The organism is Sphingobium sp. SJ10-10, assembly GCF_036038995.2.
Taxonomy (GTDB): domain Bacteria; phylum Pseudomonadota; class Alphaproteobacteria; order Sphingomonadales; family Sphingomonadaceae; genus Sphingobium.
Map to the genome: position 1 here is coordinate 2,176,436 of NZ_CP158132.1, position 13,675 is coordinate 2,190,110.

Annotated in this window: 17 protein-coding genes; all 17 read right to left on the bottom strand. The window is 64.9% G+C overall.

Annotated elements, in window-relative coordinates; genetic code table 11:
- Positions 1-119 precede the first annotated feature (119 nt).
- The 17 genes from VVT58_RS10570 to fliE all read right to left on the bottom strand — a co-directional run bounded on the left by VVT58_RS10570 (position 120) and on the right by fliE (position 13,664).
- Complete coding sequence (locus VVT58_RS10570; protein ID WP_066554744.1) at positions 120-578, bottom strand: hypothetical protein; 459 nt, start codon at positions 576-578, stop codon at positions 120-122.
- Between the two features lie 104 nt (positions 579-682).
- Complete coding sequence (locus VVT58_RS10575; protein WP_327754976.1) at positions 683-1,822, bottom strand: flagellar type III secretion system protein FlhB; 1,140 nt, start codon at positions 1,820-1,822, stop codon at positions 683-685.
- A 3-nt stretch (positions 1,823-1,825) separates the two neighbouring features.
- Positions 1,826-2,608: a flagellar biosynthetic protein FliR gene (gene fliR / locus VVT58_RS10580; protein ID WP_327754977.1), complete on the bottom strand. Its 783-nt coding sequence runs from the start codon at positions 2,606-2,608 to the stop codon at positions 1,826-1,828.
- Positions 2,605-2,877 carry a flagellar biosynthesis protein FliQ gene (gene fliQ, locus VVT58_RS10585; RefSeq protein ID WP_046761916.1) on the bottom strand — a complete coding sequence of 91 codons (273 nt, stop codon included), beginning with the start codon at positions 2,875-2,877 and terminating at the stop codon, positions 2,605-2,607. The genes fliR and fliQ overlap by 4 nt, the downstream gene beginning before the upstream one ends.
- Positions 2,877-3,044, bottom strand: coding sequence for a hypothetical protein (locus VVT58_RS10590; protein WP_327754978.1), 168 nt, complete (start codon positions 3,042-3,044; stop codon positions 2,877-2,879). Before VVT58_RS10590 ends, fliQ begins: the two co-directional genes overlap by 1 nt.
- Positions 3,041-3,817, bottom strand: a complete 777-nt coding sequence (gene fliP / locus VVT58_RS10595) for a flagellar type III secretion system pore protein FliP (RefSeq protein ID WP_327754979.1) — start codon at positions 3,815-3,817, stop codon at positions 3,041-3,043. Before fliP ends, VVT58_RS10590 begins: the two co-directional genes overlap by 4 nt.
- Before the next feature lie 97 nt (positions 3,818-3,914).
- Positions 3,915-4,181: a flagellar biosynthetic protein FliO gene (locus VVT58_RS10600; RefSeq protein ID WP_066554722.1), complete on the bottom strand. Its 267-nt coding sequence runs from the start codon at positions 4,179-4,181 to the stop codon at positions 3,915-3,917.
- Between the two features lie 99 nt (positions 4,182-4,280).
- The gene (fliN, locus tag VVT58_RS10605) at positions 4,281-4,619 is read right to left on the bottom strand and encodes a flagellar motor switch protein FliN (RefSeq protein ID WP_066554719.1); all 339 of its coding nucleotides are present in this window, start codon (positions 4,617-4,619) and stop codon (positions 4,281-4,283) included.
- Positions 4,616-5,500, bottom strand: a complete 885-nt coding sequence (locus VVT58_RS10610; protein WP_327754981.1) for a FliM/FliN family flagellar motor switch protein — start codon at positions 5,498-5,500, stop codon at positions 4,616-4,618. The genes fliN and VVT58_RS10610 overlap by 4 nt, the downstream gene beginning before the upstream one ends.
- 51 nt (positions 5,501-5,551) lie before the next feature.
- Positions 5,552-6,214, bottom strand: a complete 663-nt coding sequence (fliL, locus tag VVT58_RS10615; RefSeq protein ID WP_327754982.1) for a flagellar basal body-associated FliL family protein — start codon at positions 6,212-6,214, stop codon at positions 5,552-5,554.
- Positions 6,215-6,240: 26 nt separating this feature from the next.
- A complete protein-coding gene (locus tag VVT58_RS10620; protein WP_327755066.1) occupies positions 6,241-8,154 on the bottom strand; it encodes a flagellar hook-length control protein FliK in 1,914 nt (637 codons plus the stop codon).
- A gap of 7 nt (positions 8,155-8,161) precedes the next feature.
- Entirely contained in the window at positions 8,162-8,587 is a 426-nt protein-coding gene (locus VVT58_RS10625; RefSeq protein WP_066554703.1) for a hypothetical protein, read from the bottom strand.
- On the bottom strand, positions 8,584-9,912 hold the full coding sequence (locus VVT58_RS10630; protein WP_327754983.1) for a FliI/YscN family ATPase: 1,329 nt from the start codon (positions 9,910-9,912) through the stop codon (positions 8,584-8,586). The genes VVT58_RS10625 and VVT58_RS10630 overlap by 4 nt, the downstream gene beginning before the upstream one ends.
- Positions 9,909-10,541: a FliH/SctL family protein gene (locus tag VVT58_RS10635; RefSeq protein ID WP_066554700.1), complete on the bottom strand. Its 633-nt coding sequence runs from the start codon at positions 10,539-10,541 to the stop codon at positions 9,909-9,911. The genes VVT58_RS10630 and VVT58_RS10635 overlap by 4 nt, the downstream gene beginning before the upstream one ends.
- The gene (gene fliG / locus VVT58_RS10640) at positions 10,528-11,541 is read right to left on the bottom strand and encodes a flagellar motor switch protein FliG (RefSeq protein ID WP_327754984.1); all 1,014 of its coding nucleotides are present in this window, start codon (positions 11,539-11,541) and stop codon (positions 10,528-10,530) included. Before fliG ends, VVT58_RS10635 begins: the two co-directional genes overlap by 14 nt.
- On the bottom strand, positions 11,534-13,303 hold the full coding sequence (gene fliF / locus VVT58_RS10645; RefSeq protein ID WP_327754985.1) for a flagellar basal-body MS-ring/collar protein FliF: 1,770 nt from the start codon (positions 13,301-13,303) through the stop codon (positions 11,534-11,536). The genes fliG and fliF overlap by 8 nt, the downstream gene beginning before the upstream one ends.
- Position 13,304: 1 nt before the next feature.
- Complete coding sequence (gene fliE, locus VVT58_RS10650; protein ID WP_327754986.1) at positions 13,305-13,664, bottom strand: flagellar hook-basal body complex protein FliE; 360 nt, start codon at positions 13,662-13,664, stop codon at positions 13,305-13,307.
- Positions 13,665-13,675 lie beyond the last annotated feature (11 nt).

Genomic DNA, 13,675 nt, shown 5'->3' on the forward strand with positions numbered 1-13,675 from the left:
CAAATATGAGAACGGCCCTAAGCCCAAGACCTTTAGGAATGATTTTCGCGGGAATGGAAAAAGCCGGAAAAGGCGGGATGCCTCAGCGCAGGAACGCGCTGAGACATCATCAGAACGCTTCAGCCGCCGACGGTTATGATCTGATCGACCGCTCCGTGCCGCATATTGGCCTGTGCGACATGGGCGATAGCCGCCTGTTCGGCAATGCGCTTGGCGATGCGGATGGAGCTTTCCACGGCTTCCTTCGAAGCGGGGGGCAGCGGTACAAGAACCTGCGGGGCGGGCAGCATGGACTGGATTTCCTCCGCCGCTCCATCGACCGTCTTGGTCGTGCCTTGGGTGCTCAGTTCGGCCAATATGTCGGCTATGCGCGCATGCACCTTGGCATATTCAGCGCTGCTGGCGATGCGGCCTTCCGATGGTGCCTGATCGTCCGAGGCGGTTTGCGCCGACGATCCTCCGCCCTGACGAACCGTCGCAGAGGAGGAAATAGGCTGAACGGCGGACACGGCGGAAGGCGCGCGGGTGGCGCTGCGTTCAACCGGCGATATCTCGCCCCGCGAAAAATAGTCGTTCATGACGCACCATCGTAATGCGTCCCCGTGAATATTATACGGACAAGAAGGACTAAGCTTTAGTTAAGCATGCGCCATTTTTCTGATTTCAAATCAACCATCTGAAATCAGGTCGTTTTCTTGCCTTCCGCATCGAAGCGCAGATCGTCCGGCACGGTGATGAACGGGCGGTCCATCTCGCTCGCCATGCGGTTCTCGACCCGGAAGACGAAGGCGAGAACCGTGGCGACGGCCATGTACAGCCCCTCATTGACGATCTGCCCGGCGCGCGAGGTGAAGTAGATGGCGCGGGCAAGGTCGGGATATTGCAGCACCGTCACGCCATTTTGGTCGGCCAGCTCGCGGATCGCGGCAGCCACCGCGTCGCAACCCCGCGCCACCACGACCGGGGCGGCGTCCTGTCCCGGCTTGTAGCGCAGAGCGACGGCGAAATGGGTCGGGTTGGTGATGATCACGCTCGCCTCCGCCACCGCCTTGCGGGTGGAACCGCTCAGCACCTCGAACTGGCGGCGGCGGATATGGCCCTTGAGCTCGGGCGAGCCTTCGCTCTCCTTATGCTCGTCCTTGATCTCCTGCTTGCTCATCGACAGGCGTTTCGAGCGCTGGATGAGCTGCGCCGGCACATCGATGCCCGCGATCAGGAACAGGCCGCCCGCCATCACCAGGCAGGTCATGATGAACATATTGCCCAGGTCCGCCATGGCGGGCGCAAGCCCCGCCTTGCCCAGCCCGACGATCTGCGTCAGCCGGTCCCAGATTATCCAGACACCGATCGCGCCGAGCAGGGACACTTTGGCGATCGACTTCACCAGTTCGATCAGACCCTGAAGCCCGAACATGCGCTTCAGCCCGGCGGCGGGATTGAGCTTCGACGCCTTGGGCGCGAAAGCGCCCGGCCGGAAGCCCAGCGAACCGAGCAGCGCCGGTCCGGCAATGGCAGCGAGCAGCGTCGCCAGCATGATCCCCGCCACCGGCAGGGCGATGCCGGACAGCAGCGCGAAGCCCCGGTCGGCGGGCGCGAAATTGACCACATCCTCCCGCCGGAAGCGCAGCGCCTCTATCAACATGTCGGACAGGGATTCGACGACGGAGGGGCCGGTAACCGCGATCCAGCCAATGCCCGCCATCACCACCAGCGCCGTCGCCAGATCGCGGGACTGGAGGATGTCGCCATTTTTCGCGGCGTCCTTCAGCTTCTTGGCTGTCGGCTTTTCGGTCTTTTCGCCGCCGCCATTGCTCTGTGCCATGGTTCAGCGCCCTTCCGAAATATACTGGGCCTGTTCTAGGCCAGCCTTGAGCGCGACGGTGATCCCCTCGCCCATGATCGGCGCGGTGACGGCCAGCAGGATGAGGCCCGCCATCAGCGCCACCGGCATGCCGACCGCGAACAGGTTGAGCGCGGGCGCAGTGCGCGCCAGCATGCCCATGACGATCTGCACCAGCACCAGCGCGAAACCGACCGGGAGCGCAATGGTGACGCCCGCGCCCAGCAGCGCGCCGCCAAATTCGATCAGATGCCAGATCGCGTCATTGCTCAGCATCGGGCCGCCGGGCGGCATCGCCTGATAGCTTTGCACCACGAAGCTCACCAGCATCAGATGACCGTCCATGGCGAGCAGCAGGAAGGTGGAGAGGATCGAGAGGAACTGCCCCACCGCCTGCGTCGCCTGTCCCGAGGACGGATCGACCATGGCGGCGAAATTGAGACCCATAGTGTTGCCGATCGCCTCCCCGGCGACGAGCGCGGCGGCATAGCCGATCTGCACCGCAAAGCCGATGGCGAGCCCCGCCAGCACCTCGCCCGCAACCAGCATCACGCCCTGGAAGCTGGCGACGCCGTCGGCGGGCAGCACGATATGCACGCTGTTGAGCGCCGCCATGCCCAGCGCGAGCGAGAGGATCAGGCGCAGTTGCAGCGGCACGGCAGGCGCGCCGAAGACCGGGGCGGCGATAAAGGCCGCGCCGGGACGGATCATGGCGATCAGCCAGATCCAGAGCTGGACTTCCACATTGGCGAAGCCCGGCGCGATCATTGGAGCAGATCCGGAATGCGCTCGAAAATCTCGCGCGTAAAATCCGCGATCAGCACCATGATGGAGCCGCCGAACAGCACCAGCATGGCACCGACGACGATGATCTTGGGGATGAAGGCCAGCGTCTGTTCGTTGATGGAGGTCGCGGCCTGGATCATGCCGATCAGCACGCCCGCGACCAGCGCCGGAATCAGGATCGGCGCTGCCGCCAGCGCCGTGATCCACAGCGCCTGTTGCGCCAGCCCCATGAAGAAATCGGCGTTTTCCATCAGACCACGCCCCAACGGCCACCGAGACCGACATTCCCCCCGTTCGCCCTGAACCTGTCGAAGGGCCAGGCTGAACCTGTCGAAGCCTTCTGCATGGCCTCGCGTCGCTCGGCCTGGGGCTTCGACAGGCTCAGCCCGAACGGAAGATGGATAGCGGACATGGTCATGTCGCGAACGACCCCGCCAGCGACCCCATGGTGAGCGCCCAGCCATCGACCAGCACGAACAGCAACAGCTTGAACGGCATGGAGATGATGGTGGGGGAAAGCATCATCATGCCGAGCGCCATCAGCGTGGAGGCGACGACAAGATCGATGATGAGGAAGGGCAGGAAGATCATGAAGCCGATCTGAAACGCGGTCTTGAGTTCCGACGTCACGAAGGCGGGCAACAGGATCGAAAAGGGAATGTCGGCGGGCGTGCGGAACGCAGGCGCCTCGGCCAGATTGGCAAAGAGCTTGAGATCGGTTTCGCGGGTCTGCTTGGTCATGAAGCCGTGCAGCACCTTGGCTGATCGGCCTACCGCTTCCTCAATGGGGATCTGGCCCTTGCCATAGGGGTCGAAGGCTTGGGCGTTGATCTGGTCGATGGCGGGGCGCATCACGAAGAGGGAAAGGAACAGCGACAGGCCGACCAGCACCTGATTGGGCGGCGTCTGCTGCAATCCCAGCGCCTGACGCAGCAGCGACAGCACGATGATGATGCGGGTGAAGCTGGTCATCATGAGGATCAGCGACGGCAACACCGTCAGCAGGCTCATGAGGATCAGGATTTGCAGGGATAGCGAGAGCGAGCGGCCATCGCCGCCGATCTGCCCCATGGCGCGGGTTAGCGCGCCGCCATTGTCGACGGGCGGCGGAGCTACGGGCGCGGCTTGGGCGAAGGCGGGTTGCGCGAGTACCAGAAGCAGAAAGCACGCCGCGAGCAAAAACAGCGTCATCCCCGCGAAGGCGGGGATCCATCTCCCAACAGGTGCGTCCGGACGCAAGGTCCGGAGATGGATTCCCGCCTTCGCGGGAATGACGATATTAAAAGCGTCAGCGCCCGGCACGATAGGTATCGCCTTCCGCGATCTTCTCGATGCGGCCGCGAGTGACGGAGAGCAGGATCTTCTTGCCCTCGAACTCCACCACGGCGAGCTTGCCGAAAGTCCCCATCGGCAGCGCTTCCAGCAATTTCAATGAGCGGTCATTCTGCCCGACCATCATGCCGGGCTGATATTTGCGCCACAACCACAATGCGCCAAAGGCCATGCCACCCACCAGCGGCAACAATATCAGCAGCTTGACGAAGTACCAGATCATGGATGGGCTTTCGCGACTATGGTTAATCCGTCAAGCGGTCTGCCGATAATGGCGCGCAAGGCAAGCGGTAAAATGTAACGAGACCGCCGTTCCGGGCGATCAACCGCGCCGTTCGATGCCGGCAAGGCGCGTTTCGGTTGCCGCGATCTCCACGATGCGGATACCGTAACGGCCGTTCACCGTCACCACCTCGCCCTTGGCGATCAGCGCGCCGTTGACCATGATGTCCAACAGATCGTCGGCCTGACGGTCCAGCTCCACCACGCTGCCTTCGGCCAGGTCCATGACCTCGGCCAGACGCAGCGATGTCGATCCGACCTCCACCGACATGCGGACGGGAATGTCCGCCAGCAGGCGGAATTGGCGGTTGTTCACCATGCGGGAAATGCTGTCCTCGCCCACGCTGTCGAGGCGCGGGGCTTCACTCATATCGCTCATTGTCCGGTTTCCTGTGCAAGCTTTTCGATCTGGAATGCGGCGCGGCCGTCCTGCTCACCGATCGAGCCATGGGCGACGATGCGGTCTCCCACGATCAGCGGCAGGCTGCGGTTGATGGTGACGGGAATAATGTCCCCGGCCTTGAGTTGCATCAGTTCGGCCAGCGAAAGATTGGGGCGCGCCAGCACCGTGCGGGCAGGCAGGCGGATGTCGCGCATGCGCGAAGCGATGCGGGCTTGCCAGACGGGGTCGGCGCGCTCGTCATCGATCGGGATTCTGGCGCCCATCAGCGGCTCGACCCCGCGCAGCGCGGAAAGCGGGAAGATGAGGTCGATCGGCCATTCGGCGTCCCGGCTGATGCTGAGCAGGAAGCGTTGCAGCACCATCTGTTCGCCCGGCTGCGCGGCGGCGGCAAAGCCGATGCCGGTTTCCCGGACGATCAGGCCCGCGTCGAGCGCCAGCATATCGCTCCAGCATTCCACCAGCCGGGCGATGAAGGCGTCGGAAATGCGGGCGATCAGCCGGTCTTCGGTCGGGGTGAATTCGCCGCGCGGCGGCAGCGAACGGTTGCCGATGCCGCCATAGAAACAGTCGACCAGCGTCGAGATCATCGCCGCGTCCAGCCGCAGCAGCACCTGTCCCTTCAGCGGCGACAGGCGATAGACGCCAATGCTGGAGGAGGCGGGCACGTCCAGGCTCCAGGCTCCGAATTCCAGCGCGCGCGCATCCTGCGCGACGACATGCGGACGGACCCCGGCAATCGGCTCGATCAGGGCACGCAAACGCCGGCCGAGCTTTTCGCCCAGCCGGTCCAGCCCCGACAGCATCAGCGGCGCCTGCGATTCCCCCCGCCCGAAGGCGTAGGCTTGAACGTCGGTCATTTCAGTCCCCTGCCGTCCAGGGCGGGGGACTTCCCGCACGTTCAGGCAGCCCTATTGAATAACGAAATTGGTAAAATAAACGTTATCGACGCCGCCATAGCCGGTCTTTTGCTTCAAAATGTCGTTAATGATGGCCTTGATCTTGCCTTGAAGCGCCCTTTTGCCCGCCGGCGTGGAGAGAGCCTCCACAGGCTGTTCGGCCAGCATCATCAGAACCTGGCTGCGAATCGCCGTCTCGTGCGCCTTGATCGCCTCCACCACGCGGATGTCGTAATAGGTCGAAATGGCGATGGAAATCTGCGCGAAGGCGTCGGTATCCGACATGTTGGAGGTGAAGGGCGTCTGCAACTGAAAATAGGTCGCCTGATAAGCCGCCGGGTTCGCCGGGACGGGCAGGTCGATGCCCTTGGCCGGAACATGGACGCCGGACGCGACATGACCGCCGCCGCCGCCTTCATGACCGCCGCCTTCGCCGCCACCGCCGCCACCGGCATAGCCATGGGCTTTGGCGACATCCTCCGCGCTTTCGCCCGCCAGGACGAGCACGGGCTTGTTCGGGTCTTCCTTCGGCCCTTCTTCCTTCGGGCTGAAGAAACCGGCAGCATACAGGCCGCCAGCGGCCCCCGCGCCGCCCACGACCATGGCGATGACGATGAGCAGGATCATCTTCATGCCCCCGCCCTTTTTCTTCTTCGGCTTCGCATCGTCACTCATGGAAAGTTCCCCGTAAATCCCGCATCTCAGGCATAACGCGCACGCACGGCGTCATTACCCGCCCGGCGCGTCTCGTCATGGTTAAGAACGGCAGGATCGCCGGTATTTTTAGGGGCAAAATTGCCATTTTCCTGAGCGCGCCAACGGCCCTGACCTTGGGCTTGGCCCTGCGACTGCGCCATGTTCTGGCTGTTGTTGGCCCAGGCATTGGCGGTTTGGGAGGATTGCTGCTGGGACGATTGCTGCTGCGATCCTTGCTGGTTCGCGCCGTCCGCCCGCGCGGTTTCCGCGACATGCGGGGTTCGCTCGATTTTCACTTCGGTGATGCGCACCGCCGACAGGCTGGCGTCAAGACGCAGCCGGTCGCTGTCCTGGCGCAGCGCCATTTCGGCGGCCTCGCTGGCGACCGTCAGGCTGACCGCCGCGCCATCGCTGCCCTGGCGGATATCGACCTGCACCGGGCCAAGCTGGTCGGCATTGATCTGGAAGCGTCCCTGCGCCCCATTGGCGGACAACCCGGCAATATCGCGGGCAAGACCATCAATCCACTGGCCGGAAACGCCCATGTCGACCACTTGCGCGCCGAGGCTGGCGGACAGGTCCACTACCGGCGGCGTGGCGACAGTCGGCTGGACTGAGGGAGCGGCGGCAGACTGGGCAAGTTGCGTTTGGGGCATTGTGTCGGTCGGGATCGGCTGGGGGATGTTGGCTGGAGCCAGTTCAGCCGGAATAGCGGCGCGGCCGGTTTTGGCGCGGACCGCGAGCGGTTCCCCTGCCCGGACCGGCGTGCCTGGCTGGCGGGCGGCGACCTGATCGCGGACTAGTTGCAACAAGGCAAGAGCTTCGGATTTCACCGGACGGCTCTCGACTGCGGGCGTTGCCGGGACGGGTAGTTCAACCGGAACGGGCGCACTGTCGGTGGTCGATGTTGCGACAATCGTTTTCTGGCGGTCGGCAGGCGCCGATATTGCCGGGGCGGGAATGGCCGACTGCGCATTGCTCTCCACCACGCGCGGCTTTTCGGCCGTCGCCTGAGCGGGAACGGGCTGCTCGGCGGCTTGGGGCTGCATCTGCGCCTCCGCCGGCAGAGTCTTGCCGCTATCCAGCTTCACCGCTGCCGTCTCCGGCAGTGGCGCGGATGTGGCCACAGTTGCAGATGTCGGCAGCGGAAGCGCCGGAACGCTTTGCGGCGTCGGCGTTTGCACGACGGCGACAACGGGCGGCGGAAGCGGCGCGGCTTCGCCCTGCTCTTTCGGCTTGTCCTTGTCGCCCTGATCGGCCTTCACCGGCTCATCCGACTGTTCCGTTGCAGGCGCTTCGGGCAAAGCCTCGGCTTTTTCCAGCTTGGCTTCCTTGACGGGGCGGGCCGACTTGGGCTGCGCATGAGGCTTGATGTCGGGCAGTTCCGGCGCGTCGACTTCGCTATCCTCGACAACCATGGGCGCTGACATGGGCGCGGGCGTTTCCGCCGCGACCTCTTCGACAGGCTCGCCATCAACAACAGGCGCCGGAACCGCATCCGCAGACTCAGCGGACGCTTCGATTTTCTTGGCAAGGCCGGGCGGAAGCGGCAGCGTCTCCTTGCGATGGCTCTGCACGGCCTTCAGGGCGTTCGCCAAACCGAAGGGCAAGGGAGTGGCGGTTTCGACCCCCCCTTTTTCAGCCTTGGCGCTATCGACCTTGGCCGGTGCGATACCTGCACCTTCCATCTCCACGCCTTCGACTGCAACGGCATTAGCCGTGACGGTCGGGGCAGCCACTTGCGGGAGGCTAGGCATCTCCGCCGCCTGCTTCCCCTCGGGCGCGGCTTCCATCGTGCCGTTCAGCAGCTTGGCGAAATCCACCGCGCCCTCCACCGGCATGGCAAGCGCGCCCGCGCCATCGGCGGGCATCTGCGTCGAGGCCGACGAAAAAAGCAGAGCCTTGAGGCTGGTCAACATGTTCACGTCAGACATCTCCTGTCCTCTGCATCCGGCGATAGCGCGGCAGGGCCGCGAGTTTATTCTCCCGCCATTCCTCCAGGTCCGCGCGGGCGCGATCCTTGAGCTTCACGGCGATTTCGCGATCCCGATTGGCCGCCAGGCTAAGGCCTTCCTTGACCTCCACCTTGCGGCGCGCATCGTAGAGCGCACCATCCAACTGACGCCCCGCCTGTTCCAGACGACCCGCCAGTTCCTGCATCGCTGCAAAATTCGCGCCAGTTGCGATGCCCTGCCCGGTAAAAAGATCGTCGCGCACCGTCCGCAGGCGATCGACATTGCGGGCGATGCCTTCCGCCTCGTCGCGCGCGCGCGCGGTTTCGGCCACGGCCATGGCATGCTGCACATGGCGGACGCGCAGCACGCGCTGGCGGCGGGCGACTTCTCCCTTCATGCGCCGAACTCAGCGATAAGGGCGTTGGCGCTGGTGTCGAGGTCGATGAAGCTCTTCTGATCCTGGCGGATGAAGTCGAGGATGTCCTGGCGGCGTTGCACCGCTTCGTCGATCACCGGGTCATTGCCGGGGCGATAGGCGCCCATCAGGATGAGGTCGCGATTTTCCTCATAGGCGGCCCAGAGGCGGCGATAGGAAGCGGCGGCCAGCCGATGCTCGTCCGGCACCACATCGGCCATGACGCGGGACAGCGACTTGCCGACATCGATGGCGGGGAAGATCGACTGCTCGGAAAGGTGGCGCGACAGCACGAAATGGCCGTCGACAATGGCGCGGGCGGCATCGACGATCGGATCGTCCGTATCGTCACCATCGGCCAGCACGGTATAAAGCGCGGTGATCGAGCCGCCGGTCCGGCTATCGACGCCAGCGCGCTCCACCAGCCGGGGGATCAGCGCCAGAGCGGAGGGCGGATAGCCCTTCATCGCAGGCGGCTCGCCCAGCGCCAGCCCGATCTCGCGCTGCGCATGGGCGCAGCGGGTCAGGCTGTCGATCAGCAGCAGCACCTTCTTGCCGCGGGCGCGGAAATATTCGGCAATGGCGGTGGCGCGGGCGGCGGCGCGCAGACGCAGCACCGGCGGATGATCGGCGGGGACGGCAACGACGATGCTCTTGTGCATCGCGCCCTTGAGCTTGGTTTCGAGAAAGTCGCTGACCTCCCGGCCGCGTTCCCCGATCAGGCCGGCGACGACGATGTCGGCTTCGGCGCCCTGGATCATCTGGCCCATCAGGACCGACTTGCCGACGCCCGAGCCCGCGATGATCGCGATGCGCTGTCCCCGCCCGGCAGTGAGCAGGGCGTTGACGGCGCGGACGCCGAGATCAAAGGGCTCGGTGACGCGGCCCCGGTCAAGGACATTGCCCTTCACGCCGTTGAGCGGCCACGAACCGCCCGCGATGATCGGCCCCTTGCGGTCCAGCGGCTGGCCCATGGCGTCAATGACGCGGCCGATCAGGCCTTCGCCCACCTGTACCATCGTTGCCTGAGAATCCGGCTCGACCCGCGCCCCATTTTCCAGCGGCGCGTCGCTGTCGAGCGGCACCAGCAGGGTCTTGTCGCCGCGAAAGCCCACGACTTCGGCTCGGCAAATGGTGCCGTCCGACGCGATCACCCGCGCGCCCGCGCCGATGGGGCGACGGAAGCCGGTGACTTCCAGCATGCCCGCATCATGGCTCACCAGCCGCCCGACATGGCGCGGCTGGCGGTTCTGCACCTGCATATGGTCGAACAGCGTCTCCGCCTGGGCGAGCGCGGCGTTGATCATGCCTTACCCTCCATATCGTCAAGCAACGCACGCAGGCGCGACAGGCGTATGTCGGGGCCGTCCTCAACCCAGCCGTCGGCGGTTTCCAACCGGACGCAGCCGCGTTGCATGCCGTGGTCCGCGACCAGCTTCACGCCGATATTCTCGCCGTCCAGCAGTTCGATATCGTCCGGATGCAGGTGCAGCGCGCCCTTCTCGTCATTATCCTCGATGAAGGCGGCGACGCTGTCGCAGCGCTGGAGCAAGCGTTCGATGTCAATCTCGACCTCGCCCACAATCTGTTCGACCAGCCGCACCACGGTGGCGGACAGCATGGTCGACAACATGCCGCTGGGCGCGGGAGCCAACAATTCCAGCGCTTCGGCAAGGCGCTTGCGCGCCTCGGCGTCGGCCGCATTGGCTTCCGCCGTCACGCGGCTGCCTTCGTCAAAGCCCATGGCGAAGGCTTCGATCCGGGCCTGTTCCAGCACTTCCTCTTCGCTTTGCGGCACGCTGTCATGCACCGGCTGGCCGGGCGCGGCATGCACCGGCGCGAACAGGCTGCGGAAGCCGCCGCTCGTCACCTGTCCCATGCCGCCCAGCGGAATGCTGGCGACCTCCGCATTGGCCCAAAGCTTAGACAAAATCATTCCCCTTGCCGCCCAGCATGATGGTGCCCGCATCGGCCATGCGGCGGGCGGTCGCGATGATCAGCTTCTGCGCGTCGATCACTTCGGCCAGGCGGATCGGGCCGCGTTCCTCGATCTCGTCGGCAATGGCCTGCGCGGCGCGGGCCGACATGGACCCGAAGATCTTCGCCTTCAGCATCTCGTTCGCGCCCTTCAGCGCCACGACCAGCACGGCGCTGTCGACGGTGCGCATCAGCGTGCCCATATTCTTGTCGTCCATGTCGATCAGGTTGTCGAAGACGAACATTTCCTCCTCGATCGTCTGGGCGACCATCTTGTCCCGCTTGGCCAGCGCCTTGATGATGCGCTGTTCATTCTCCTTGCGGACATTGTTCATGATCGCCGCCGCCTCGATCGTGCCGCCGCGCTGCGAGGCGCCGCCCTGCTTCTTGGCCATATTGCCGCGCAGCAGGAGCTGCTCCAGATCGTCCAGCGCCTCGTTCGATACGGGGCCGAGCGTGGCGATGCGGTAGACGACCTCTTCCTGATATTCGGTCGGCAGCAATTGCAGCACGTCGGCGGCGATCGGCGCCTCCAGATGGGCAAGGACGATGGCCATGATCTGCGGATGCTCCGCCTCGATCAGCACGGCGATTTCCTTGGCGTCCATCCATTTCAGCATTTCAAGCTGGGTCGACCGGGTCGGCGGGGTGATCCGGGCCAGCATATTCTCGGCCCGCTCCTCGCCCAGCGCCTTGGTCATCGCGCCGCGGATATGGCGGGTCGCACCATAGCCGATAGTGGTGCGCTTCTTCGCCTTGGTGACGAAATGGTCGAGCGCTTCGTTGACTTCCTCGACCTGCACATCCGCCACGTCATACATGGCATAACCGAGCTGGCGGACTTCATCAGGCTCCAGGCGCGAGAGGATCTGCGCGGCTTCATCCTCGTCGAACAGCATCAGCAGGACGGCGGCGGCGGCGCTGCCCTTCAGCGCCGTGGCGGTGGCGGCGTCAGGCATTTTCCTTCTTCCCTTCCTTCAGAAGGTCGCGGACGACCAGGGCGGCGCGATCAGGGTCCTGCTTCACGAAATTGCGGATCAGGTCGGCGCGCTGGGCGTAGTCGTAAGTCGACGAGATCATGTCGAGCGTGATGGGCGTCGAACCATCGGGGTTCACCGTCACCTGGCGCGTGATCTCGGTAGAGATTTCTCGGCCGATCTTCTTCCCCTCCGCGGCGACCTGTTCGGCAGCAGCGGCCTGGGCGGCGGCGCGGCGCTTGAGCAGCGGGCGGCCAATGCCGAAGATCACCAGCAGCGCGACCAGCAGGGCCGAAACATTGCGCACCAGCGGCGACACCCATTCGGCCTCATACCAGGGCGCCTGAACCACCTCTTCCTTGGCGAAGCTGCGCGAGGACAAAGCCACCACGTCGCCCCGCGCCTGATCGAAGCCGACCGCGCCCTTCACCAGCGCTTCGAGGGCGGCGATTTCCTGCGCGCTGCGCGGCTTGCCGTCAGGCCCGTTGTCGAGCGCGACGGCGACCGACAGGCGCTTGACCGTGCCGATGGCGTCCTTGGTCACGGAAACCTCGCGGCCGAGTTCGAAGCTGCGGTTGAAGGTCTCTTCCGTCTTCATCAGCGGATTGGGCGGCGTGCCGGGTTGGGCGGCGGTTTGCGCGCTGGTGGCGCCTTGATTTGTCGAGCCTTGGGCCACCGCCTGGCCATTGGGATTGGTCTGGGTCACGGTCGGGTTGACCGGAGCCTGATTGCTGAGCGCGCCCGGAATGCCGCTCGCCTCGCCACCGGCTCCGTTTCCTTGCCCGCGCGGGTCGGATGCCCAGGTACCGGTCTCGTTGCGCAGGCGCGCTTCGTCCTGCGGATAGGTTTCGCGGGTCGCCTGGCGCTCAGCGAAGTTCAGTTCGGTGTGCACCTCGGTCGAGAATTTGCCGGCGCCCAAAATCGGGGTCAGCAGCGCGATCACCGACTGGCGATAGCGATCCTCCATCCGGGTCTGGATGGCGAGCTGACGATCGTCGGCGGCGTTGCTGTCATTGTTGCTGATCAGGCGGCCATTCTGGTCGACGACCGAAATATCCTCCGGATTGAGTTCCGGGATCGAGGAAGCGACCAGATGCACGATGGCGCTGACCTGCGCGTCGGTGAGCTGGCGGCCCTGCGCCAGACGCAGCATCACCGAGGCCGAGGGCTTGGCCCGTTCGCGCAGAAACACGCTCGGCGGCTCGACGGCGAGGTGGACCTTGGCGCTCTCGACGCTGTCGATCGCTTCGATCGTGCGGGCGAGGTCCATTTCGCGGGCCGAACGGAGCTTCTCGCCCTCGACGGCGCGGCTGGCCCCCATGGGCAGGCTGTCGATCATGCTGTTGCCGTCCGGCGCGCTCTTGGGCAGGCCTTGGGCGGCGAGCATCATCTTCGCCTTGAAATAATCATCCTCGCCAACGGTCATGCTGCCCGAATTGTCGAAGTCGTAGCGGATGCCATTCTGGTCCAGCACCTGCGCGACCGCCGACTTGTCGGCATCGGGCAAAGCGCGGAACAGGTCGCGCTGCGGCGGTTCGCGCAGCGCCAGCCAGGCGGCGCCAGCCATGGCGACGACGCCCAGCAGGCCCAGCAGCGGCAGGCTTTTCGCCACGGCCGGTTGCCTGACGAAGCCGGTGAAGCGCGCCTTCAGCGCATCCATGCCTTTGGCGCCGCCAAAGGCGGGGCTGGTGGCGGGGAGAGCGGCAGCGCCGCCAACATTGGTGGTGAGTGCGTTCTCGCTCATATTACACCGGCATGCTCATGATGTCCTTGTAAGCGGACAACAATTTGTTGCGGACCTGAAGGGTGGCTTCGAAGCTGACCGACGCCTGCTGCTTGGCCAGCATGACCCCGGCGATATCCGTCGTTTCCCCCCGTTCGAACGAGGCGGCTGCTTCACCCGCCTGATTTTGCAGGCCGTTGACCTGGTTTAGCGCTGATTTCAGCGCGTCGGTGAACCCGCCCGGCGCGGTGGCGCCGTTGGTGCCGACGGCGGAAGGGCCGTTGGTGTTGCCGGTCTGCGCGACATCGCGCAGCGCGGCGTTCTTCTGGAGGATGGCGTTGCGGATCGCCATCACGCTGTCGGTCGGAGAAATGCCGGACATGCCCTATCTCC

Excerpts from the sequence above, each read along its gene's own strand:
- VVT58_RS10570 (WP_066554744.1), bottom strand. The coding sequence starts at position 578 with ATGAACGACTATTTTTCGCGGGGCGAGATATCGCCGGTTGAACGCAGC.
- VVT58_RS10575 (WP_327754976.1), bottom strand. The coding sequence starts at position 1,822 with ATGGCACAGAGCAATGGCGGCGGCGAAAAGACCGAAAAGCCGACAGCC.
- fliR (WP_327754977.1), bottom strand. The coding sequence starts at position 2,608 with ATGATCGCGCCGGGCTTCGCCAATGTGGAAGTCCAGCTCTGGATCTGG.
- fliQ (WP_046761916.1), bottom strand. The coding sequence starts at position 2,877 with ATGGAAAACGCCGATTTCTTCATGGGGCTGGCGCAACAGGCGCTGTGG.
- VVT58_RS10590 (WP_327754978.1), bottom strand. The coding sequence starts at position 3,044 with ATGACCATGTCCGCTATCCATCTTCCGTTCGGGCTGAGCCTGTCGAAG.
- fliP (WP_327754979.1), bottom strand. The coding sequence starts at position 3,817 with ATGACGCTGTTTTTGCTCGCGGCGTGCTTTCTGCTTCTGGTACTCGCG.
- VVT58_RS10600 (WP_066554722.1), bottom strand. The coding sequence starts at position 4,181 with ATGATCTGGTACTTCGTCAAGCTGCTGATATTGTTGCCGCTGGTGGGT.
- fliN (WP_066554719.1), bottom strand. The coding sequence starts at position 4,619 with ATGAGCGATATGAGTGAAGCCCCGCGCCTCGACAGCGTGGGCGAGGAC.
- VVT58_RS10610 (WP_327754981.1), bottom strand. The coding sequence starts at position 5,500 with ATGACCGACGTTCAAGCCTACGCCTTCGGGCGGGGGGAATCGCAGGCG.
- fliL (WP_327754982.1), bottom strand. The coding sequence starts at position 6,214 with ATGAGTGACGATGCGAAGCCGAAGAAGAAAAAGGGCGGGGGCATGAAG.
- VVT58_RS10620 (WP_327755066.1), bottom strand. The coding sequence starts at position 8,154 with ATGTTGACCAGCCTCAAGGCTCTGCTTTTTTCGTCGGCCTCGACGCAG.
- VVT58_RS10625 (WP_066554703.1), bottom strand. The coding sequence starts at position 8,587 with ATGAAGGGAGAAGTCGCCCGCCGCCAGCGCGTGCTGCGCGTCCGCCAT.
- VVT58_RS10630 (WP_327754983.1), bottom strand. The coding sequence starts at position 9,912 with ATGATCAACGCCGCGCTCGCCCAGGCGGAGACGCTGTTCGACCATATG.
- VVT58_RS10635 (WP_066554700.1), bottom strand. The coding sequence starts at position 10,541 with ATGATTTTGTCTAAGCTTTGGGCCAATGCGGAGGTCGCCAGCATTCCG.
- fliG (WP_327754984.1), bottom strand. The coding sequence starts at position 11,541 with ATGCCTGACGCCGCCACCGCCACGGCGCTGAAGGGCAGCGCCGCCGCC.
- fliF (WP_327754985.1), bottom strand. The coding sequence starts at position 13,303 with ATGAGCGAGAACGCACTCACCACCAATGTTGGCGGCGCTGCCGCTCTC.
- fliE (WP_327754986.1), bottom strand. The coding sequence starts at position 13,664 with ATGTCCGGCATTTCTCCGACCGACAGCGTGATGGCGATCCGCAACGCC.